Here is a 22,049-nt window from a genome sequence, read left to right as displayed (position 1 = left end):
GCAACGACCGTTTGCCAGCCCTGATCAGCGCAGGCCTGAGCAGGTGCCTGCATCGACAGCGGCTGGCCAGCCATAGCGCCGCCCAGGTCGGCAATCGATGCCGCACCTCACGGCCTCAACGGCTGCAGCACATGCCGGCCTGTCGCGTGCGCAGCCCCGGCAGTGGGCGCTAGCTGTGATCTCCCAGTAGGTTGTTCATCCGGGGCATCTCTGGAAGATGGTGGTTACCAAGCCAAACCAGCCCCCAGGAGCCCCGGATGAACCTGCATAAACATGCCCGTTTGAGCCCTCGCGGTCGAGCCCTGCTTGTGGACCGCATCCTTGTTCAAGGCCTACGCGCCGAAGAGGCGGCCCATGCCGCCGGCGTCAGCGTGCGCACCGCGTACAAATGGCTCAAGCGTTTCAGTCAGGAAGGGCCGGATGGCCTGCTAGATCGCTCCTCCCGTCCTCATCACTGTCCGCATGCAACACCGCAGGCGGTAGTGGGTCGGGTGTTTGAACAGCGACGTGCGCGCCAGACCTATCGCCAGATCGCCGAACAGTTGCCGGTGGCGCCGAGCACGATTGCCCGCCTGCTGCGGCGCGCTGGTTTGCACCGGCTGGCCGAGTTGGAGCCCGCACCGCCGACCAACCGCTACGAATACGCCCGGCCCGGCCAGTTGCTGCATTTGGATATCAAGAAACTGGGGCGCTTCCGCCAGCCCGGCCATCGCGTTACCGGCAATCGTCAGATCAACTCTCGCGGCGGCGGTTGGGAGTATGTCCATCTGGCCATCGACGACCACTCGCGCGTGGCCTTTGCCTCCATCGAGCCGGATGAGCGCGCCCGCAGTGCCGGCCGGGCCCTGTTGCTGGCCGTGCGTTACTACCCTGGGCTGGGCGTGCGCTTCGAGCGCGTGCTGACCGACAACGGCGCCTGTTACAGATCACGCAGCTTCCGCCGTCTCGTGCGCCGGCTCGGTATGCACCACCTGCGCACCCGGCCCTACACGCCGCGCACCAACGGCAAAGCCGAGCGCCTGGTGCAGACCAGTCTGCGCGAGTGGGCCTACGCACGCGCCTATGACAGCTCCGAACAGCGCGCCCATGCGCTCGGGCCGTGGCTGCATCAATACAACTGGCACCGGCCCCATGCCAGCCTCGGCTACAAACCACCTATTTCCCGAATTCCACTGAACAACGTGTTGGGTTTACACAGCTAGCCCGTCGCGGTCGGACCCGGCGGGCGCGCCAGTGCCGGCACGCGTCCGCCGGGCGGTCCATGCTCAGTCGTTGCCGCCGGCCGGCGCCACCACCCCGGCCGCCTGTGCCAGCCGGCGCGCCTGCCCGGCGCCCTTGCGCTCGCTGTAGCGGTCCACCAGGTAGTCGCTGCGCCCGCGCACCAGCAGGGTGAACTTGATCAGCTCCTCCATCACATCGACAACCCGGTCGTAGTACGGCGAGGGCCGCATCCGCCCGTCATCGTCGAATTCCTGCCAAGCCTTGGGCACCGAGGACTGGTTGGGGATGGTGACCATCCGCATCCAGCGCCCGAGCACGCGCAACGTATTGACCACGTTGAACGACTGCGAGCCACCGCAGACCTGCATCACCGCCAGGGTCCGGCCCTGGGTCGGGCGCACACCGCCCTCTTCCAGCGGCAGCCAGTCAATCTGATTCTTGAACACCGCCGTCAGCGTGCCGTGGCGCTCCGGCGACACCCACACCTGGCCCTCGGACCACTGCGACCATTCACGCAGCTGCTGCACCTTGGGGTGATCGGCGCCGACACTGTCCAGCAGCGGCAGGTCATGCGGATCAAACACCCGGGTCTGGGCACCGAGCTGACGCAGGATACGCTCGGCTTCCAGTGCCAACTTGCGGCTGCAGGACTGCGGCCGCAGCGAGCCATACAGCAGCAGGATGCGCGGTGGATGGGCACTGGCCGGGGCGCCGAGCAGGTCGTGCCGCGGCCCCGGCAGCAGGTCGGCATCCAGCTGGGGAAGGGAGAGCGCGTGGTTGGCTTGTTGGTCATCATTCATTCCATTATTCTAGAAACATGGAAACGAACCAGGCAATCGCCGCCCTCACCGCGCTGGGGCATCCGACCCGGCTGGCCGCCTTCCGCCTGCTGGTCCAGGCCGGCCCGGACGGGCGCATGGCCGGGGAAATCGCCGAGGCACTCGGCGTACCCGGCGCCACCCTGTCCTTCCACCTGAAGGAGCTGCTGCATGCGCAGCTGGCCAGCAGCCAAAGCCAGGGGCGGCATGTCTGCTACCGGGCCAATTTCGCCGCGATGAACGGCCTGATCGCCTACCTCACCCACAACTGCTGCGCCGACAGTGCCAATCCCGGCTGCGCGCCGGCGAGCGACTGCGGCTGCTGATCCCTCTGCTGACCCTTGACCTGGTGCCTGTCCGATGAAACCCCGCATCCTGTTCCTGTGTACCGGCAACTCGGCGCGCAGCGTGCTGGCCGAAGCCACCCTGCGTGCCTGGGCGGGCGAGCGCTTCGAAGTGTTCAGCGCCGGCAGCCAGCCCACCGGCACGGTCAACCCGTTTGCCCTGCGCCAGCTCGCTGCCGCGGGCATCGCCATCGATGGCCTGCGCAGCAAGTCCTGGGATGAATTTGCCGGCGCCGACGCCGCGCCACTGGACTTGGTGATCACCGTCTGCGATTCGGCCGCCGCCGAGAGCTGCCCGCTGGTGTTCGGTGATTTCCTGCGCACGCACTGGGGGCAGCCGGATCCGGCGGCGGTGGCAGGCGATGATCACACCAAGGCCGCGGCGTTTGCCCAAGCACACCGCATCGTCAAGGCCCGGCTGCAGGCCCTGCTGGCATTGCCGGCCTCAGTCTGGGAGGACCGTGCGGCCTTGAAGCAGGCGCTGGACCGCATCGGTCTGGTCCAGCCCGCAGATGAGGCGCCACAGCCTGCCGCCGCGCCCCACAACCTGCCCGGGCACTGAGCCATGCTGCTTGCGCTGCTGATCTTCATCGCCACCCTGGTGCTGGTCATCTGGCAACCACGCGGCCTGGGCGTGGGCTGGAGTGCCAGCCTGGGCGCGGCACTGGCCCTGCTGGCCGGGGTGGTCAGTGTCGGTGACATCCCGGTGGTCTGGGACATCGTCTGGAATGCGACCTTCACCTTCATCGCCCTGATCATCATCAGCCTGCTGCTGGATGAGGCCGGCCTGTTCGCCTGGGCCGCGCTGCATGTGGCGCGCTGGGGCCAGGGCAGCGGCCGCCGCCTGTTCACCTTCCTGGTGCTGCTCGGTGCAGCCACCGCCGCGCTGTTCGCCAACGATGGCGCGGCGCTGATCCTGACCCCGATCGTAATCGCCATGCTGCTGGCGCTGCGCTTCAGCCCGGCGGCCACGCTGGCTTTCGTGATGGCGGCCGGCTTCATCGCCGACACCGCCAGCCTGCCGCTGGTGGTCTCCAACCTGGTCAACATCGTCTCGGCCGACTATTTCGAGATCGGCTTTGCCGAGTACGCCGCAGTGATGCTGCCGGTCAACCTGGTCTCGGTGACCGCCAGCCTGGGCATGCTGTTGTGGTTGTTCGGCCGCGACATCCCGGCCCGCTACGCGGTCGCCGAACTCGGCCAGCCGCAGGCGGCAATCGTCGACCGGGCCACCTTCACCGCCGGCTGGGCGGTGCTGGGGCTGCTGCTGCTCGGCTTTTTCGGCCTCGGCCCACTCGGCGTACCGATCAGCGCGGTGGCCGGCAGCGGCGCGCTGGTGCTGCTGGCGGTCGCCGCGCGCGGCAAGCGCATCGCCACCGGCCGTGTGCTGGCCGGCGCGCCGTGGCAGATCGTGGTGTTCTCGCTGGGCATGTACCTGGTCGTCTACGGCCTGCGCAACGCCGGGCTGACCGACGCACTGGCGCAAGTGCTCGATGGCCTTGCCGGCCACGGCGTGTGGGCAGCGGCCCTGGGCACCGGACTGCTCAGCGCAGGGCTCTCCTCGGTGATGAACAACATGCCCACGGTACTGGTCGGTGCACTGGCGATCGAGGCCAGCCAGGCCGAAGGCGTGGTGCGCGAGGCGATGATCTACGCCAATGTGATCGGCAGCGACCTGGGCCCGAAGTTCACCCCGATCGGCAGCCTGGCCACCCTGCTCTGGCTGCACGTGCTGGCCCGCAAGGGCATCGGCATCAGCTGGGGCTATTACTTCCGCATCGGCATCCTCCTGACCCTGCCGGTGCTGCTGGCCACCCTGGCCGCATTGGCACTGCGCCTGACCCTTGGCTGAGACAGGAAGCGACATGGACCCACGCAACGACGAAGCAACCGCCCGGCTGGACGTGATCGTGATCGGCGGCGGCCAGACCGGCCTGGCGCTGGGCTTTTTCCTGCGCCGCACCGGCCTGTCCTACGTGATCCTGGATCGCGAACCCATCCCCGGCGGCGCCTGGCCGCATGCCTGGAACTCGCTGCGGCTGTTCTCCCCGGCCGCCTGGAGCTCGCTGCCCGGCTGGCAGATCCCGGCCACCGCACAGGGCAACCCGTCGCGTGAGGAGGTCATCGACTACCTGGGCCAGTACGAGCAGCGCTATGGCCTGCCGGTGATCCGTCCGGTCACGGTCAGCCAGGTGCAGCGTGCCGGCGACGGCTACCGGGTAGTGGCCGAGGATGGCCGGCAGTGGCAGGCGCGCGCCGTGCTCAGTGCCACCGGCACCTGGTCCAGCCCGTTCATTCCCGACATCCCGGGCCGGGATCTGTTCCATGGCAGGCAGCTGCATTCGGCCCACTATGCCGGCCCGCAACCGTTTGCCGGCCAGCGCGTGGCCATCATCGGCGGCGGCAATTCGGGCGCGCAGATCCTGGCCGAGGTCTCCACCGTGGCACAGACGCGCTGGTTGACCCTGCAGCCACCGGCCTTCCTGCCCGATGAGGTCGATGGCCGGGTGCTGTTCGAGCGTGCCACCGAGCGTTGGCGCGCGCAGCAGGAAGGCCGCCCGCCCAACGTGCCAGCCGGTGGCTTTGGCGACATCGTGATGGTGCCGCCGGTGCAGGAGGCCCGCCGCCGCGGCGTGCTCACGGCCGCGCCGATGCCGGAGCGTTTCACCGCCGATGGCGCGGTCTGGGCCGATGGCCACCACGAGCCCTTCGACGCGCTGATCTGGTGCACCGGCTTCCGTCCCGCACTGGGCCACCTGGCGCCGCTGGGCGTACTCGATGCCCAGGGCCGGGTCGAACTGGATGCCAGCCAGCTGCGTGCACTCAGGGAACCGGGACTGTGGCTGCTCGGCTATGGCGACTGGAACGGCATGGCCTCGGCCACCCTGGTCGGCATCACCCGCTACGCCCGCCAGGCGGTGCAGCAGGTCCAGGCCTGGCTGCAGCCGCGCATGGCTGCGGTGGACGGCATCGATCCAGCCAGCACGGCGGCGGGATCGTCGCCCGCCCTGCCCACCTCTCCGGGCATGGCCGGTGACGCCAACGATGAGCCGTGAAGCAGGCCCCTCAGGCTGGCCGAGCGGGTCGAGTGGTTCGATGGTAATCAGTACAAGGACAGCCGCCGCGGCCTACAGCTCCGCGGCAGGCACCGGCCGTGCGACCAGGTAACCCTGGAAGAACTGGCAGCCATGCTGGACGAGGTAGGCGAACTGGTCCTCCTCCTCCACACCCTCGGCTACCACCTCGACCTCCAGGCTCGCTGCCAGCGACAGGATCGTGCGCACGATCGCGGCGTCATTGCGGTCATTCTGCACCCCGGAGACGAATGAACGGTCGATCTTCAGCTGGTCGATCGGCATGCGCTTGAGGTAGCTGAGCGAGGAATAGCCCGTGCCGAAATCATCCAGGGAAAAGCGCACTCCCTTCAGCCGCAGGCTGGCCATCTTGCCGATGGTGCGCTCCAGATCCTCCTGCAGCATGCTCTCGGTGATCTCCAGCCGCAGGTGCGAGGGGTTGGCCCCGGTGGCCGCCAGCACCTGCTCCACCCGGGCAACGAAATCGGCCTCGTACAGCTGGCGGGCACTGACATTGATGGCAATGGACCAGTGCGACTTGACCGGGTCTTCGGCCCAGACGGCGAGTTGGCGGCAGGCCTCCTCCAGCACCCAGCGCCCGATCTCGACGATCAACCCGTGCGATTCGGCCACCGGGATGAACACACCCGGCGGCACCCGGCCGCGTTCGGGATGGTTCCAGCGCAGCAGCGCCTCGACACCGCGGATGACCCGGCCCCGGTCCACCACGGCCTGGTAATGCAGCGCGAACTGGCCCTGCTCGCAGGCGGTGCGCAGGTCGCGCACCATTTCGGCACGGGCGACCATCTCGGCCTGCAGGGCAGGCGCGAAGAACGAGACCGCGTTGCGGCCCATCGCCTTGGATTTGTACAGCGCCAGGTCGGCCTGCTTCATCAGCTCCTCGGGGGCGGGGGCCTGGCGCCCGACCATCACCACGCCGAGGCTGGCGGTGGCCATCACGTCCTGCCCGGCCAGCAGGTAGCGCCCGGCAAGGGTGAGGCGGATGCGCTCGGCCATCTGGCCGGCGGCTTCGAAGGCCACGGTTGCATCGGTCCCCAGACCCTGCATCAGCAGCACGAACTCGTCACCGCCGATCCGCGCCACGGTGTGCCGGTCACCGGCGACCTGCAGCAAGCGGTTGCCGACCTGCTTGAGCAACTGATCGCCAGCGGCATGGCCAAGGGTGTCGTTGACGTCCTTGAAATTGTCCAGGTCCAGGATGATCAAGGCCATCTGTCCCGGATCGCGCCCGGAGCTTTCCAGCACCTGCTCCAGCCGCTCGTGCATGAACCGGCGGTTTGGCAGACCCGTCAGCAGGTCATGCAGCGCCATCCGCATCGCCTCCTGCTCGGCATGGACACGCTGGGTGATGTCGGCGCGGATGGCGATGTATTGCTCGGGCAGGCCATCGGCACCGATCAGCGGAACGATCGTGGTGTGCACCCAGTACAGCGAACCGTCGCGGGCACGATTGCAGATCTCGCCGTTCCACACCAGGCCACGGGAAATCGTCTGCCACATCTGGCGGAAGAAAAGCGGATCGTGGTGCCCGGAGTTGACGATCCGGTGGGTGGACCCGACCAGCTCCTCGCGCGAGTACTGCGAAATGGCGCAAAACTTGGCGTTGACACGCAGGATGACGCCCTTGGCGTCGGTCACCGCGACGATGGCGTGGGCGTCGAGCGCGGCCTTGAGCTCCACCACTTCGCGCATCGACTCGTTGGCCAGTGCACGCGCGTTCTCGGTGTCGGTGACATCGACGAAGATGCACAGCGCGCCGTGCGCCTGCCCGCCCTGCAGCATGTCCGGCACGATTTTCGCGTGCAGGAAGCGCTGCTGGCCCGATTCGGTCAGGAAATCGATCGGGTATTCGCTCCCCTGTCCGGACAGTGCCAGGGCCAGTTGCTCACGCGCCTGGTCCAGGTTCCGCTCCGGGATCACCTCATCAATATGCCGCCCCACCAGGTCCTGGACCGGATGCCTCAGCGTTTGTGCGTGGGCCTGGTTGACATAGACGTAGCGGCACTGGGAGTCGAGCCTTGCGATGTCCAGCGGCAGCTGCTCGAGCAGGCCGCGCAACGCCTCCTCGCGCGAGCGCAGCGACTCCTTCGACGCGGCCAGCTGCGCATACGGCTCGCCGATGCCGGAGCGCAGGGCAGCGGCCAGTACGAAGCAGTAGGCACCGATCTTGAGCAGGTGACCGGCGAAGTTCACCAGGTCCGTCACCATGGTGTAGTTGGCAAAAGCGAAATTGGCCAGCGCCATCAGCAGCGCCGAACAGGCGAACAGGCGCATCACGCCGGCCCCTTCCCGGCCGGAAAGCAGCAGCAGCCCGCTCGCGATGGCAAGGTTGGCGCCGAAGAAGCCGTACTCGATCGCCTTCTTCAGCGATGTCACGCCTTCGCCGGGGATGAACATCGGCGGCAGCTGATCCATGTTCAAAAAACCGACCAGCGAGAAGGCCGTCACTGCCGCCAGCCCGATCAGCAACCACAGCAGCGGGTGGCCGCGCAGCCGCGTGCCCAGGGCCAGCAGCAGCAGGGCCAGGGTCTCGAACAGGCGCCCGACAAACCAGAAGTAGATGGCCCGGTTGGCGCTGGCCTCCACGAACAGGGCCGGCATGCCTTCGTAGAAGACCGTATGCCACAGGTCAGCGACGCAGACGGCGGCAAAGCAGGCCACCAGTGAGTTCGCGCTACGGATCCGGCGGCGGGCAAGCCCGTACCAGGCAATGGCCACGACCATCACCGAGATGGAGATCGCCACCATCTCCAGGATCAGGTGGATGGTCGCGTAGTCGGACCTGCCGATGTTCCATGACAGCCCACCTGCTACCGGTAGCAGGTTGAATCCGGCCCCCCCGGCGATGGCCAGCAGCAGGGTTCCCCCGACGTACAGTGCAGTGCGCTTGATCATCAATGGCTTGCTCGAGTGTGTTATCCGGCCCAGGCTTGCAGTCGCGGCCCGGACCAACCGATTGTCAGGATCAACCCCTGGCCAACGCATGAAACCTGCCACCTGCATTCACAGCCTGCCTGCCCAGCTGCCCGGACAGGCCTCTGGAAAGCCGCCAGCCAACGCCAGCCTGCGGCGTCTGGGTACCTTATCGGCCGATACCCGGAATCCTTTGGCCGGTGCCGCTGACGACGACCGGCCGGCACCGCCCGCCTGCAGGGCAACTCCCGGAGCAGACACCAAAGAGCGTAGTAGACAGCGGCCACCCCCAGCAGACAACCTGCAAGGCTTTTCCTTCCCGTTGACGCTCCGAGCAGCCCTGTCAGTCAGCGTTTTACGAGCCAGTGGGGGTACTTCCTGCTGCAGATCGGCCGACGTTGCCTCCCATACCCCCACCTGTACCCCGATTCCACCTGGATGACACTGGAGCCAACTGCACGCGCAGCAACAAAAAACCCGCTGGATCAGCGGGTTGATTGTGCCTGCAGGACGCTTGTGGACGCCAGCGGAGCGAGTGATGGTGCCGCTTATCCGAATCGAACGGATGACCTACTGTTTACAAGACAGTTGCTCTACCAACTGAGCTAAAGCGGCAAGCGCGTAAGTTTAACGCAGAACCGCACAATCCAGCGACTGCACCTGCGGCGCAGCACTGCGCTGGCGGGCCTGGGTGGCACTGATACCTGCTGCCAGCCGGGCATCCAGCCACCAGCGTGACTGTGCCGACGCCGAGGGCACGATCTGCGCGGCAAAACCGGCCGCCTGCAGCTGGTCCAGGCGGCGCTGGGCACCGTCGCGGTTGCGGAACTGGCCCAGTGCCACCGCATTGGCCAGCTCACCCTGGCCAATGATGAAGTAATCGCTGATTCCGGCCGCGACGATCCGCCTGACCGTGGCCTGGGCGGCCTCGCGGCTTTCTGCCGGCGGCAGCATCACCCGGTAACTGCCGCTGCTGCTGGAGGCCGACTCACGCGGCCGCGCCACCGCGAAAATCCCGGCGGCACGCTGTTGCGCAGCATCCAGCTGGGCACGATCGGCAAACGCCCCCAGGCTGACACATACCGGCGGCGGGGGCGCAGAGGCGACCGTGGCCTCACCCTGCGCACTGCCAGCCAGGGCCCCGGCGCCGGTGTCGCTACCGGCCGGTGCGGCGTTGTCCGCCGCAGAGGCTGCCACCGACAGGGCCAGGGCGTTGTCCTGCGCGGCGGCATCGGCAGCCAGCACCGGGACCTCGGAGCGCAGTTGCAACAGTGCCACCCCCTCCGGCGGGCTCATCACCGGCACCGGTGCATCGGTCACCGGCGGTTGGCTCCACCACCACAGGGCAACGCCGGCATTGAAGATGGCCAGCACAACAATCAGGGCACGAATCAACATGGCTAGATGCTACCTGCTGGGCCGGCTGTGGTGCAGCGCCCAGCGCGCCAGACCGTCCAGCACCAGGGTCGGAACGTGACGCGCATCAAGCAGGTACGGCAGCAGCGGCCCGGCCCCGCCCCCGTGGATGACCAGCTCCGGCATGCGCCCCAGGCGCACGCTGGCACGCTCACGGCTGCGCTGGATCAGGCCCAACGCCGCAGCGAGGCTGCCGCTGGCCAGGGCATCGAGGGTGTTGTCGGCAAAATCGACGATATGGCCACCTTCCACCGGCAAGTGCCGGGCTTTGGCATGAATGGCCTGACGCATCGAGGTCGGCGACGGTGCGATCAAACCGCCATGGTGCTGGCCATCGCCAGCCAGCAGATCCACCGTCAATGCCGTGCCGACCCCGACCAGCAGGCAATCACGCGGCGTATCGGCACAGGCCAGCAGCGCGAGGTAACGATCCACCCCCAGCTTGTCCGGTTGCGCATAGCCACTGCGCAGGCGGCCGCAGCCGGCTGTACTGACCGCCAGCTCGACCCGGTCAAAGCGCTGCAGCAGGCGCTCACGCAGCTGCTCGCGCAGGGCCATATCGGCCACGCTGGCCAGCCAGGCCACCTCACCACCGGGCAACTGCTCCGGGTCCGGCAGCGGCCGCTGCTGGTCCTGGTGGGCCCAGACCGCCACCGGCCCGGCTGCCGCCTGCTGCAGCGGGGCATACTTCAAGCGGGTATTTCCCAGGTCAAACAGCCACTGGCTCATTGTTTCCTCACACTGACATCGCCGGCATGCAGGCAACGCTGCCCATGTTGATCAAGCACACGCAACCCGCCATCGGCCGCCAAACCCAGCGCGGTGGCCGGCTGACGCTGCCCATCCTGGTGGATCCAGACCGGTTGTCCGGCCAGCACATCCAGCGCCGCATACCGCGTCAGGAAGGGCGCCAGGCCCTCGCGCTCGAACGCGACCAGGCCCGGAAGCAGCCCATTCAGCACCGCAGCAACCACGCCATCGCGCTGCGCCAGCCCGGGAAGGTGCTGATCGATACTGGTCCAGGGCTGGTCAATCGCGCCCGCAGCGGCGGCAGCATTGTGCACGTTCAGGCCGATGCCGATCACCGCCAGCGCCGGGTCCTGCGCACTACCGCGGGATTCGAGCAGGATGCCGCCCAGCTTGCGACCGCCAAGCAGCAGATCGTTGGGCCATTTCAGCCCCACCCCGGTCAACCCATGGCCACGCAAGGCCTCGGCCACCAGCACCCCCACGGCCAGACTCAGGCCCGCCATCGCCGCAATCCCGCCCTGGAAGCGACAGGCCAGCGACAGGTACACATGCTGCGCCAGCGGTGACACCCAGTGGCGTCCGCGCCGGCCACGACCGGCCGTTTGCCGCTCGGCCAGCAGTACGCTGACCCCGGCCTGCGGCAACGGCCGCCGGAGCAGCTCGCTGTTGGTCGAGTCCACCTCCCAGAGCACCTCCAGCCCGCCCAGCAACGGCAGGGTGGCAGGGGCAAGCAGCTGCTCGATACGGTCTCTCTGGTGCAGGTCAGGCGGTTGCCGCAACTGCCAGCAATCGCCCTGCTGCTGCAGGGCAACCCCGGCCTGCACCAGCGCCTGCAGCTGGCCTGCAAGCTGCCCGGGCGGCACCGCCAGCGCCCGGGCAAGCTGGCTCAAGGGCATCGGAGCGGCAGCCAGAAGCGCCAGCAACCGTTGATCGTCCACACCCATACCTCGGCCAGAAACGGCTGATTATGCGCCATCGTGCCATTGGCCACCCCAGCCTCCCCCACTTGACAGCACAAAGCACGCTAGAATCGACCGCACTGGTCCTCCCTCGACCACTGGATGTGACGATGCGCCGCTTTGCCCATTGCCTGATCCTCTTGTTGGCCCCCAGTTCGGTGGTGTGGGCAGATGATGCCTTCAACCTGTCCCAGCGCGGTGCCTGCGTGTATACCGACAGCGCAGCTGCCGGTGTTGGCGCGCGCGCCCGCAACCCGCGCAGCGAACCGGTCCCGGTGCCCTCCCCGCGCAGCAGCGCGGCAAGGCCTGGCAGTGAGGGCGGCGGCGGCGGCGGCGGCAGTGAAGATGACCTGATGCAGCGCATGCGGGCGCCACGATGGCACAGCTTCCTTCCGGGAATGTTCCGCTGATCCACCGCTTGTTGCGCTGGCTGCGGCCAGCCCCTGCCACGCTGGATGACGCCCTCTGGCAGCAGGTCTGCCAACGCAGTGTGCTGATTGCAGGGCTGCCCCCGGCGCGCGCCAGCCAGCTGCGCGGTTTGGCCGCCTGGTTCCTGAAGCGAAAGACGATCACCCCGTTGGCCGGGCTGGAACTGGGCCAGGGCGATCGCGCATTGCTGGCAGCGCTGTGCTGCCTGCCATTGGCCCGGCTGGACAAGGCCGGGCTGCAGGGCTGGTCCCAGTTGTTGGTCTACCCGGAAGCGTTCCGGGTCCAGCGCAGCCATCTGGATGCCAGCGGCGTGCTGCACCAGTGGGACGATGAAATCATCGGCGAAGCCTGGCAGGACGGCCCGTTGATCCTGTCCTGGGCCGATGTGCTTGCCGACCTGGAGCAACCCGATGCCGGCTTCTGTGTGGTCGTGCATGAAATGGCGCACAAGATCGACGCCCTCGACGGCGTCCTGGATGGCACCCCGCCACTGGACCGAACCTGGCAGCGGCAATGGGCGGCAGACTTTCAGGCCGCCTACGATGCTTTCTGCGCCCAGGTCGATGCGGGCATCGAGACCAGCATCGACCCGTATGCCGCCGAAGCACCGGAAGAGTTCTTTGCCGTGCTCAGCGAGTACCACTTCTCCGCGCCACAGCAGCTGGCGCAGGCCATGCCACTGGTGGCCGGGCATCTTGAACGCTACTACGGCCGCTCGCCGATGCAGCCGGTAACCATGACGGCGGAAGCAGCGATGCTTACAGGCCCGGCGGCAACCTGACTTCGAAACGGGCCCCGCCCAGCTCCTCGCTACGGCCGACCTGCAGCTCGCCACGGTAGTCCTTGATCAGGTCCTGCACGATCGACAGGCCAATGCCGTGACCCTGAACCCGCTCATCACCGCGCACGCCACGCTGCAGCACCTTGGCGATGTCATCGGGCGCAATCCCCGGGCCATCATCTTCAACCACCAGCAGCAGGCCGCTGCGGCGGTTGCCGTCCAGGTGTGGCTTTGCGGTCAGCAGCACCCGCGAACGGGCCCACTTGAAGGCATTTTCCAACAGGTTGCCGAGCAGCTCCTGCAGGTCACCGGCCTCGCCGTGGAAACAGGCCTTCTCGTCGATCTCGAATTCGCACAATACGCGCTTGGCGGCGTAGACCTTCTCCAGCCCGCTGACGATCTCTTCGGCCGTGGACTCCAGCGGGATCGCCGCCGAGAACAGCTTGTGGCCACCGGAGGCCGCACGCGCCAGCTGGTAGGAGACCAGGTTACCCATCCGCTTGAGCTGGGTATCCAGCTCCTGGCGCAGGGTCGCCTCGCTTTCACCGCTGTCCAGTTCGGTACGCAGTACCGCCAGCGGGGTCTTCAGGCTGTGCGCCAGGTCGGCCAGGGTGTTGCGCTGGCGCTCCAGATGGGAGCGCTCGCTGTCGATCAGCGCATTGATGCTGTCGGTCAGCGGTTCCAGCTCGCGCGGGTGGTGCTCGCTCATCCGCTCCGACTCACCGCGCTGGACATGGGTCAATTCGTTGATCACATGCCGCAGCGGGCGCAGGCTCCAGCGCAATACCAGGGTCTGCAGCAGCAGCAGGATGATGCCGGCACCGCCGAGGTAGAACCACAGCGCGCCACGGAACAGCCGCAGCTGGGCGCCGAGCGCACGCGAGTCTTCCATCACATAGATGGTGTAGGGAAATTCGCTGGCCGGATCACCATCGCCGCCCCAGACCAGGCCCAGGCCATAACGGTAGACCTGGCCTTCGCTGCCATCGATCTGGGTCATGTCCAGCGGGCCTTCGAATACTTCCTGGCGCGGTGCCAGCAGCCGCCCTTGGTTGTCCGGCAGCAGCGGCCCCTCGGCCGACATCGAATTGCCCTGCCCTTCGGGCATCACCACTTCCAGGTACAGGCCACTGCCGGGCACGTCAAAACGCGGATCCGGTGGCTGCTCACGGATATACAGCGAGCGGTCACGGGTGAAGTCGATCCCGGCCGCATAGGACGTGGCGTAGTTTTTCAGCCGCTCACGCAGGTTGTTGCGCGCGGTGTCGGCGAAGGCCGCATTCAACGCATAGCCGGCCAGGGCCAGAAAGGCCACCAGGCCGGCCGCTGCGGCCAGCATCTGCCGCGCCTGCAGGGAGCGCAGCCGCCAGCGGTCAAACAATCCAACCTTGCCCGCCACGCGGCTGCCTCCTCAGGCAATCAACCCTCGTTGCGCGGAATCGCGAAACGGTACCCACGACCGCGGACGGTCTCGATCGGCTTGAGTTCACCGTCGGCATCGAGCTTCTTGCGCAGCCGGCCGATGAACACTTCCAGCACGTTGGAGTCGCGGTCGAAATCCTGCTGGTAGATGTGCTCGGTCAGGTCGGCCTTGGAGACCAGCTCACCGGCATGCATCATCAGGTATTCCAGCACCTTGTACTCGTAGCTGGTCAGGTCGACATTGCTGCCATTGACGCTGACCGTCTGTGCGGCCAGATCCAGTGCCACCGGGCCACATTCCAGGGTCGGCTTGGACCAGCCCGCAGCACGCCGCAGCAGTGCATTGACACGTGCGAGCAGCTCTTCGACGTGGAACGGCTTGACCAGGTAATCGTCGGCACCCTGCTTCAGGCCCTCGACCTTGTCCTGCCAGCTGGAACGCGCGGTCAGGATCAGGATCGGGAACTTCTTGCCCTCGTCACGCAGGGCCTTGATCAGCTCCATGCCCGACATCTTGGGCAGGCCGAGGTCAATGATGCCGACGTCAAAGGGCACTTCGCGGCCCATGTACAGGCCTTCTTCGCCATCCTGCGCGGCATCGACCGCAAAGCCTTCACGCTTCAGGCGTGCGGCCAGGGTTTCCCGCAGCGGGGCCTCGTCTTCGACCAGAAGGATACGCATGAACTCTCCCTAGAACTGTGGGCCGGAAGGTGATTCCGGCAGATGGTGGCCTGTCGTTCCCGCACCACTGTGCGCAATCATCAGTGATTGCCGTGTCGCGGAACCGAAGCGGGATCTACACGTGGATTATTCACCGGCGCATCCATGTAACGCACGCGCCCGCGGTCATCCATGTATTTGACGCGATTGATATCACGACCATCGTATGGAACCCGTTCCGCACCCAAGATACGTCCACCGGTAGTGCGTTGCACATGACGGACGGCATCGGACAGGGAGCGATCATGGCTGCCGCGGGTACCGCGGTCTTCCGCAGGCCGCGGCATCTCCTGGGCCCAGGCCACGCTGGAGAAGGACAGAGCCGCCCCCAAGGCGATGATGGTCAACGGTCGATGAGTGAAGCCCAAGCACATGGTCGAAATCCTAGCGAACTACGGAAAATCGTTCAAAACCGCCGAGAAAACCGTTGTATCCGCAGGTCGTTCCGGGAGAGATCCTGTTCGATTCTTGGCGTGATGCAGTGAATCCGATCTGAACTTTTCGGCCCCTGCCCAGCAGCCGGTTCAGTTCAATGAACACTGTAGCAGGAGAAACTGAATACGGTTGCAAGAAACCTGAACAACGAGAGGTCAGCCCGGATCACGCCCCTCGCCGGTCACCGCAATCGCCGCCTGCACCAGCTCCCAGCCGGCCCCCGGCCGGTGGGCCCCTTCACTGAGCACCTGGCGGAAGGCGCGCCCACCGGGCTGGCCGGCATACAGGCCGAGCAGATGGCGGCTGATGTGTTTCAGCGCCAGCCCACGGTCGAGCCACTGCTCCACATAGGGCTGCATCTGCAGCAGCAATTCGGTCCGGCTGCGCGCCGGGGCGCCGGTCTGCGCACACTCCAGCAGGTGCAGCACATAGGGATCGTGGTAGGCCGCGCGGCCCAGCATCACCCCGTCCAGGTGTTGACGGTGCGCCTGTGCGGCCTCGACCGTGGCGATGCCACCGTTGAGCACCACCGGCAGCCGCGGACGTTCGGCCTTCAGGCGGTAGGCCCAGTCGTACTTCAGCGGCGGGATTTCACGGTTTTCCTTCGGCGACAGTCCCTTCAGCCAGGCATTGCGCGCGTGTACCACGACCATCGCGCTGCCGGCGGCCACCTGCATGTCGACGAAGGCGGCGAATTGTTCGTAATCATCGTCCTCGTCCACCCCGAGGCGGCATTTGACCGTCACCGGGACCGCCACTGCCGCAGCCATCGCCACCACACACTCGGCCACCAGCGCCGGCTCGCGCATCAGGCAGGCGCCAAAGCGTCCGGCCTGCACGCGGTCGGAGGGACAGCCGCAGTTGAGGTTGATCTCGTCATAGCCCCAGTCGGCGGCGATGCGTGCGGCCTGGGCCAGCAACGCCGGATCACTGCCCCCCAGCTGCAGCGCCAGCGGCTGCTCGACCGGGTCAAAACCGAGCAGCCGCTCGCGATCGCCGTGGATCACCGCGTTGGCATGCACCATCTCGGTATACAGGCGCGCGCCCGGCGCCAGCAGACGGTGAAAGAACCGGCAGTGGCGATCGGTCCAGTCCATCATCGGCGCCACGGACAGGCGCAGCGAATCGGTGTAAGCGGTGCTAGGGATATCCAAGGTCGTTTCCTGCAGCGATCATGCACCGTGGTATCAGCAAAGCCGCGGTGTGGGGACAAAATTCAAGCCGCACAGGATAAACGATGCGCTTTTAACCCCGGCCCGCCAGCGGCGTGCATCGCCCGGCTTGAGAGCCGGCAAGGACTGGAACACAATCGGTTTTTTGTGATTAACCTCACGGCCAGCCCCACCCCGTGACTGGCAGCAGCCGCGCGCGGACCTGCGCCCCTCTTTTGATAGGCAACAACTGCATGCACAGCGACAGCCACACCGACCCACTGGCCTCAATGCCGCTGTTTGCTGATCTGCCGCCTTCCGAACGGGCCTTGCTGCTTGAAAAAATGCAGCTACTGAGCGTGCGCAAGGGCGAATTCCTGGTACGCCAGGGCGATGAGGCTGACTGCCTGTACTACGTGCTGCGCGGCCGCCTGGATGTGCTGCGTGATGGTCACCTGCTGGTGGCCGAGATCGGCAGTGGCGAGCCGGTCGGCGAGATTGCCTTCTTCGCCGATACCCGGCGCACCGCCGATGTGGTGGCCAGCCGCGACAGCCAATTGCTGCGACTGGGGCGTGAACAGTTCAGGCAGGTCAGTGCGCTGCAGCCGGCGCTGGTGGAAGCGATACTGCGTACTTTCGGCCGTCGCCTGGCCAACGCCACCGCAGGCGCACCGCCGTTGCCGCCACGGGTTCCGAACACGATTGGTCTGTGCCAGGCCGGCGAGGTGGCCATTCCGGAAGGATTGATCCACGCCCTGGCCCAGGCCCTGACGCAGGAGGACGGCGCCTGCCGGATCATCAGCGGCGCGGACCTGCCCAGCGGGCTCGACCCGGCCGACACCCCGGTATTTTCTGACTGGATTGCCCAGCAGGAGCGCCAGAGCGGCCGGCTGCTGGTGGTCACCGGTCAGGGCCACCTGGAATGGGATCACGCCGCGCTGCGCCATTGCGACCAGCTGTTGCTGTGCGGCTGCTTGCAGCAGGCCAGCGAGCCTGCGCAACCGGTGCCCCTGGCCGGGCTGGAGGCAGAGATGATCGGCCGCTTCCGGCCGCGCCACATCGGCCTGCTGCTCTGGCGTGAGAACGAGCAGCAGCCGGTTGCCGGGACCGCCCGCTGGCTGGCATTGCGCCCGGCCCACCTGCACCACCACGTGGTGCTGGGCAACCGGAAACATTTCGCACGGGTGGCACGCCTGCTCAGCGGACGCGCACTGGGAGCGGTGTTCGGCGGTGGTGGCGCACTCGGAGCCGGCCATATCGGTGCGCTGCGCGCCCTGTTCGATGCCGGGCTGGAGCTGGACATCGTCGGCGGGACCTCGATCGGCTCGACCGTGGCGATGGCCTGCGCCGCCGGTGAGGACCCGCGCGCGATGATGGAGGCCTACAACTACTTCTTCCTGCAGCGCAAGGCGTTCGGCCGCTATACCCCGCCGGTCTACGGCTTGGTTGACCACCGCCACGTGGACAACAGCCTGAGGGAACGCTACGGCACGCTGCAGCTGGAGGACCTGTCACTGAACTGCTATGTGGTGGCCGCCAACCTGAGCACCAACCAGCGCGAAATCCTGCGCCAGGGGCCGTGCTGGGAAGCGATGCGGATGTCGGCGTCCATCCCCGTGGCACTGCCGCCATGGATCAACCCGCGTGGCGAGGTGCTGGTCGATGGCGGGCTGATCGACAACGTCCCGACCTCGGTCATGCACGGCATCAAACCCGGCCCGAACCTGGTGTTCATGCTTTCACCCGGCGAGCGCTGGGAGGTCAAGGCAGCGTATGCCCAACTGCCGTCACGGCTGCGCCAGCTCTGGCAACTGATCACCGGTGGCAAGGGCCATGCCGACTTCCCGCGGATTGGCCAGACCGTCGCCCGCTCGATGCAGATCTCCTCCAACAGCACCCTGGTTGCCAGCCGCCACAGTGGTGATCTGCTGATCGAACCGCCCACCGTGCCCGGCATGGCCCTGACGGCCTGGAAAATGGGCACGGCCCAGGAGCAGGCCGGCTATGAATACACCTGCCGCTGGCTGGAACAGCAGGGCGGCCTGGACGGCCTGCAGGCCTGGCGCCGCGGCCAGCGCTGAGCCGCTGGCCAGCAACACCCGGCGGCGGACTCACCAGCCGCCGGTCAGCCCGCTGCCCAGCAGCACGACCCACACCAGCTTGCAGGCCACATGCAGGGCCTGGTCGGTGTTGAAGCCGATCCGTCGCGCGCACTTGGCGTCATCGATGGCGAAGTGCAGCAGTGCTTCCAGCAGCCCGAGCAGCACACTGCCGGTGATCAAGCCAACCATGCCGCCGTGGATGGCCGCATGCGCGCCCATGGCCTGGTACCAGGGCACACCGGGCAGTGATTGAAAACGGTTCTTCGCCCGCGCCAGGAACTCGCCCTGCAACGGATAATCCGCCAGCGCGTGCGCGGCCACCAGCAATGCAAACATGCCCACCAGTGCGTAAAAGTCCATCTCGGTCCCAGCGATAATGAGAAATGCAGGCGGCCTTACTTGCTGCTGGCCACATGGACACCCTGCCACTGACCCGGCGGCAGTTGCTGCAGTTCTAGCAGACGCTGGCTCAACACGGTATAAAAACCGCCCACCCCGGGCCAGGGTTTGGCCATCAGTGATTCCAGCGCCTTGCTGGCCTGCACGAACCTGCCCTGCTGGTACAGCCCGATCATCTGCTGGTGTTGTTGGCAGTAGGCAATGAACGCTGCCGAGGTGGCCATCTGCGCATCACCGAGCAGGGCATGCAGGCCGACCGCTTCGCTGCGCCCGACCACCTGCACCCGGTCCAGTTCAAGCAGCGCCAGGTCCTGTACCTGCGCGCGCACCGCATCGGTCACCAGCACCGTCACCGCGTACTGCTTGGTCAGCCCTTCCACCCGCGCGGCCAGGTTGACCGTATCGCCGATGGCCGAATAGGAAAAGCGCTGCAGCGAGCCCAGGTTGCCGACACAGGCCAGCCCGCTGTGGATGCCGATGCCGATCTGCAGGCTGCTGCCACGCTGCGCATTGAGCGCCGCGACCGCCTCGACCATGCCCAATGCGGCCAGGCAAGCCTTGCGCGGATGCTGGTCGATATCCAGCGGTGCGTTCCAGAAGGCCATGATCGCATCGCCGATGTACTTGTCGATGGTGGCCTCGTGGGCCAGCAGGACCTCGGTCATCGGGGTCAGGAAACGGTTGAGCAGGGCGGTCAGCGCATCCGGTGCCAGTGACTCGGACAGGCCGGTAAAGCCGCGGATGTCGGAAAACAGCACACTGATGTCGCGGCTTTCACCGCCCAGGCGCAGGGCGTCCGGATCCTCGGCCAGGCGCTGCACCAGCGTCGGTGACAGGTAACGCCCGAAGGCCTCGCGCACCTGGCGTTTTTCGCGGTTACCGGCAAACAGCAGCAGTGGCATCATGCCGGTGAACAGCAGCAGCAGGCTGAGCACCGCCGGCAGCGGATCCAGCAGCCACTGGCGCTGGCTGTAACCCCACCAGCTGGCCCCCACCACCGCGGCCAGCAGCACCAGCAGGGCCAGGCTGGCCGGCAAGGCACGCCCTGGCAGCATGGCCAGCAGCAACAGCAGGCCGAGCACGAAGGCCACGACCACTTCGGCACCGCGCGCCCAGTCCGGACGCAGCAGGTACTGGCCATTGAAGGCCTGGTCCACCAGCTCGGCATGCACCTGTACCCCAGGCACCGCCGCGGCCAGCGGTGTGGCCACGATGTCGCGCAGGCCAATGGCCGAGGTACCTACCAGCACAACTCTGCCTTCGAGCTGGCCCAGCAGGGGCGAGGGTGTGGACTCAAGCAACTGCCAGGCCGGAATCACCGGCATGTGCGGCATGCCCGAGTAATGGATGCGCATGCTGCCATCGGCCTGGCTGGGGATGTCCAGCATGCCTACCCGCAACTGCAGTAATCCCGGCGCGCCGCCGGCATGTTCGCCACTGGCATCACTGCTGCGCAGCTGCAGCCCGGGCACGCCCTGGGCGACCCGCAACGCCTCCACTGCCAGGCCGGGGTACAGCGCGTTGCCGGCGTTGGCCACCAGCGGCATCTGGCGGATGACGTTGTCCGCTGCCGGTGGGAAGGAAAAGCTGCCGATGCCACTGGCCGCCTCGCTCAGTACCGGCAGGTTGCCCAGCCCGCCACGGTAGTCCGGCAGATACTGGCGCGGATCCGAGCCGGCATGGGCAATGCCGGCGACCGGCGCGGCCAGCGCATGCCCGGTCTGGTTGCTCAGCGCCACCCCCATCACGACCGGGTTGCGGGCGATGGCGGCGGCAAAGGCCAGGTCATTGTCCAGCTGCTGGGCCGGGATGTCCGGGGCAATCACGATGCCGCGCTGGCGCAGACGCGGTGCCTGGGCCAGCACCGAGGTGCGGTCAGGCTCATTGAAGGCCATGTCAAAGGCAATCACCGCCGCCCCGTGCCGGCCGATCGCATCGACCATCTGCCCGAGGCGGTCACGCGGCCAGGGCCACTGCCCCAACCGGGCCAGCGAGGCCTCATCGATGTCCACCACCGCCACCCCGGGCTCCAGCGTGGCGGCACGCGGCTGGGCGCGCTGCCAGGCATCGTGGAGCTGGGTCGACAGCCGCTGCATGCCCTCACGGAACACCACATCGGCGGCCAACGCCAGCAGCAACAGCAGCAGCCCAACGAGCAGGAACTGCCGCCAGCCCTTGAGCCGGCCCTTGAATGGGCGTCTACGGGACATTGGCATCAGGGCCGGGTGCCACCGAACACGCCGCTGGCCGACCACGCGCCATCCTCGGCACTGAAGGTGCCGATCATCGCGGCGGCCGGGTCCACACCATCGGTGGCAAAGGCGGCGTTGTACTGGCCGGTGAGCCCTGCGCTGTCACTGAGCTGGCCGGTAAAGCCCCAATCAAACATGCCGCCGCTGTTGATATCCAGGTTGCTGTCGCCAAAGCTGCGCCCGGCAAAACCATCAATCTGCAGGCTGCCCAGGCCGGTGCCGAAATCCACGCTCGCGGTGAAACTGCCGGTGACGCCGCTGAGAACGGCCTCGCCGTCATTCACGGTGCCGATCGCCTGGCCGCTGTAGCTGGCTACCCCCGACAACGGCAGGTCTGCCGCCGCACTGAGCTGGCCAACCACCCAGTAGCCGGCATCGGGTCCGTAGGTGGTGCCGTTGGCATCGATGCTGGCATTCCAGCTGCCCCAGCTCAAGTAATCGCAATCACACAATACGCTGGGGTCGGCAGCGCCTTGCAGACTGTTCGGGTTGGCCGGGTCGTTGCTGATATTGCTGCCACCCAGGTCGTCATCGGCGGTGTAGTAGCTGTCCGCCGCGGCCAGCTCCCAGCTGGCCCCCTCCCATTGCATCGGGCTGATCCGTGCACCGAGCGTGCCGGCAGCGGCATCGAACACCAGCTCGGCCGTGCCCGACATACCGGCACTGCCATCACTGCGGGTCACGCTGGCAAAGCCGCTGTAGCTGCCCGTCAATGTCGGTGCGGGTGCGGGGGCGGGTGCCGGTGCCGGTGCTGGTGCTGGTGCTGGTGCTGGTGCTGGTGCTGGTGCTGGTGCTGGTGCAGGTGCCGGGGCAGGTGCCGGGGCAGGTGCAGGTGCAGGTGC

20 protein-coding genes and 1 tRNA gene are annotated in these 22,049 nt (G+C 67.0%); 8 read left to right on the top strand and 13 right to left on the bottom strand.

Going from position 1 to position 22,049, the window contains the following annotated elements:
* Positions 1 to 257: 257 nt before the first annotated feature.
* Positions 258 to 1,202: an IS481 family transposase gene (locus tag ABB25_RS09340; protein ID WP_057666155.1), complete on the top strand. Its 945-nt coding sequence runs from the start codon at positions 258 to 260 to the stop codon at positions 1,200 to 1,202.
* A 63-nt stretch (positions 1,203 to 1,265) separates the two neighbouring features.
* Here ABB25_RS09340 and arsH read toward each other — a convergent pair whose 3' ends face one another.
* The gene (gene arsH, locus ABB25_RS09335) at positions 1,266 to 2,021 is read right to left on the bottom strand and encodes an arsenical resistance protein ArsH (protein ID WP_057666153.1); all 756 of its coding nucleotides are present in this window, start codon (positions 2,019 to 2,021) and stop codon (positions 1,266 to 1,268) included.
* A gap of 17 nt (positions 2,022 to 2,038) precedes the next feature.
* Between arsH and ABB25_RS09330 the strand changes: the two genes are divergently transcribed.
* From ABB25_RS09330 to ABB25_RS09315, 4 genes are read left to right on the top strand one after another with little or no spacing between them, the layout of a single operon-like run.
* Positions 2,039 to 2,365 carry an ArsR/SmtB family transcription factor gene (locus tag ABB25_RS09330; protein ID WP_057666151.1) on the top strand — a complete coding sequence of 109 codons (327 nt, stop codon included), beginning with the start codon at positions 2,039 to 2,041 and terminating at the stop codon, positions 2,363 to 2,365.
* Positions 2,366 to 2,399: 34 nt separating this feature from the next.
* The gene (locus tag ABB25_RS09325) at positions 2,400 to 2,945 is read left to right on the top strand and encodes an arsenate reductase ArsC (RefSeq protein ID WP_057666148.1); all 546 of its coding nucleotides are present in this window, start codon (positions 2,400 to 2,402) and stop codon (positions 2,943 to 2,945) included.
* A gap of 3 nt (positions 2,946 to 2,948) precedes the next feature.
* Positions 2,949 to 4,235 carry an arsenic transporter gene (locus ABB25_RS09320; RefSeq protein ID WP_057666147.1) on the top strand — a complete coding sequence of 429 codons (1,287 nt, stop codon included), beginning with the start codon at positions 2,949 to 2,951 and terminating at the stop codon, positions 4,233 to 4,235.
* 13 nt (positions 4,236 to 4,248) lie between these two features.
* A complete protein-coding gene (locus ABB25_RS09315; protein WP_083488224.1) occupies positions 4,249 to 5,439 on the top strand; it encodes an ArsO family NAD(P)H-dependent flavin-containing monooxygenase in 1,191 nt (396 codons plus the stop codon).
* A gap of 72 nt (positions 5,440 to 5,511) precedes the next feature.
* Here ABB25_RS09315 and ABB25_RS09310 read toward each other — a convergent pair whose 3' ends face one another.
* From ABB25_RS09310 to ABB25_RS09290, 5 genes are all read right to left on the bottom strand, one after another.
* Entirely contained in the window at positions 5,512 to 8,373 is a 2,862-nt protein-coding gene (locus ABB25_RS09310; RefSeq protein ID WP_160319427.1) for a bifunctional diguanylate cyclase/phosphodiesterase, read from the bottom strand.
* A gap of 557 nt (positions 8,374 to 8,930) precedes the next feature.
* Positions 8,931 to 9,006, bottom strand: a tRNA-Thr gene (locus tag ABB25_RS09305).
* 12 nt (positions 9,007 to 9,018) lie between these two features.
* A complete protein-coding gene (locus ABB25_RS09300; RefSeq protein WP_057666143.1) occupies positions 9,019 to 9,789 on the bottom strand; it encodes an SPOR domain-containing protein in 771 nt (256 codons plus the stop codon).
* Positions 9,790 to 9,798: 9 nt separating this feature from the next.
* A complete protein-coding gene (locus tag ABB25_RS09295; protein ID WP_057666141.1) occupies positions 9,799 to 10,536 on the bottom strand; it encodes a type III pantothenate kinase in 738 nt (245 codons plus the stop codon).
* A complete protein-coding gene (locus ABB25_RS09290; protein WP_057666139.1) occupies positions 10,533 to 11,501 on the bottom strand; it encodes a biotin--[acetyl-CoA-carboxylase] ligase in 969 nt (322 codons plus the stop codon). The genes ABB25_RS09295 and ABB25_RS09290 overlap by 4 nt, the downstream gene beginning before the upstream one ends.
* A 125-nt stretch (positions 11,502 to 11,626) precedes the next feature.
* On the opposite strand from ABB25_RS09290, the gene ABB25_RS09285 reads away from it, so the two are divergent.
* Both ABB25_RS09285 and ABB25_RS09280 read left to right on the top strand, forming a co-directional pair.
* Positions 11,627 to 11,926, top strand: a complete 300-nt coding sequence (locus tag ABB25_RS09285) for a hypothetical protein (protein WP_057666138.1) — start codon at positions 11,627 to 11,629, stop codon at positions 11,924 to 11,926.
* Positions 11,893 to 12,726 (top strand): M90 family metallopeptidase, encoded by an 834-nt coding sequence (locus ABB25_RS09280; RefSeq protein WP_057666136.1) that lies wholly within the window; start codon positions 11,893 to 11,895, stop codon positions 12,724 to 12,726. Before ABB25_RS09285 ends, ABB25_RS09280 begins: the two co-directional genes overlap by 34 nt.
* Here the strand turns inward: ABB25_RS09280 and ABB25_RS09275 are convergent.
* From ABB25_RS09275 to dusA, 4 genes are all read right to left on the bottom strand, one after another.
* Positions 12,704 to 14,080: an ATP-binding protein gene (locus tag ABB25_RS09275; protein ID WP_182622622.1), complete on the bottom strand. Its 1,377-nt coding sequence runs from the start codon at positions 14,078 to 14,080 to the stop codon at positions 12,704 to 12,706. The two genes, ABB25_RS09280 and ABB25_RS09275, sit on opposite strands and share 23 nt — an antisense overlap.
* 65 nt (positions 14,081 to 14,145) lie before the next feature.
* Positions 14,146 to 14,829, bottom strand: coding sequence for a response regulator transcription factor (locus tag ABB25_RS09270; RefSeq protein WP_057666133.1), 684 nt, complete (start codon positions 14,827 to 14,829; stop codon positions 14,146 to 14,148).
* 80 nt (positions 14,830 to 14,909) lie between these two features.
* The gene (locus ABB25_RS14340; protein ID WP_425477323.1) at positions 14,910 to 15,242 is read right to left on the bottom strand and encodes a PepSY domain-containing protein; all 333 of its coding nucleotides are present in this window, start codon (positions 15,240 to 15,242) and stop codon (positions 14,910 to 14,912) included.
* Positions 15,243 to 15,458: 216 nt separating this feature from the next.
* Entirely contained in the window at positions 15,459 to 16,457 is a 999-nt protein-coding gene (gene dusA / locus ABB25_RS09265; RefSeq protein ID WP_275452794.1) for a tRNA dihydrouridine(20/20a) synthase DusA, read from the bottom strand.
* Positions 16,458 to 16,708: 251 nt separating this feature from the next.
* On the opposite strand from dusA, the gene ABB25_RS09260 reads away from it, so the two are divergent.
* A complete protein-coding gene (locus ABB25_RS09260) occupies positions 16,709 to 18,535 on the top strand; it encodes a cyclic nucleotide-binding and patatin-like phospholipase domain-containing protein (RefSeq protein WP_057666129.1) in 1,827 nt (608 codons plus the stop codon).
* A gap of 30 nt (positions 18,536 to 18,565) precedes the next feature.
* Here the strand turns inward: ABB25_RS09260 and ABB25_RS09255 are convergent, their stop codons facing one another.
* The 3 genes from ABB25_RS09255 to ABB25_RS09245 are packed head-to-tail and all read right to left on the bottom strand — an operon-like array spanning position 18,566 to position 21,920.
* A complete protein-coding gene (locus tag ABB25_RS09255; protein ID WP_057666128.1) occupies positions 18,566 to 18,916 on the bottom strand; it encodes a DUF3307 domain-containing protein in 351 nt (116 codons plus the stop codon).
* 35 nt (positions 18,917 to 18,951) lie between these two features.
* The gene (locus tag ABB25_RS09250) at positions 18,952 to 21,165 is read right to left on the bottom strand and encodes a CHASE2 domain-containing protein (protein ID WP_057666126.1); all 2,214 of its coding nucleotides are present in this window, start codon (positions 21,163 to 21,165) and stop codon (positions 18,952 to 18,954) included.
* A gap of 5 nt (positions 21,166 to 21,170) precedes the next feature.
* Entirely contained in the window at positions 21,171 to 21,920 is a 750-nt protein-coding gene (locus tag ABB25_RS09245; protein ID WP_057666124.1) for a HupA family protein, read from the bottom strand.
* Positions 21,921 to 22,049 lie beyond the last annotated feature (129 nt).

Source organism: Stenotrophomonas koreensis (assembly GCF_001431525.1).
GTDB classification, from domain to species: domain Bacteria; phylum Pseudomonadota; class Gammaproteobacteria; order Xanthomonadales; family Xanthomonadaceae; genus Stenotrophomonas; species Stenotrophomonas koreensis.
The sequence above is the reverse complement of the archived record's forward strand: the minus strand, read 5'-3'. Positions and strand labels throughout refer to the sequence as shown.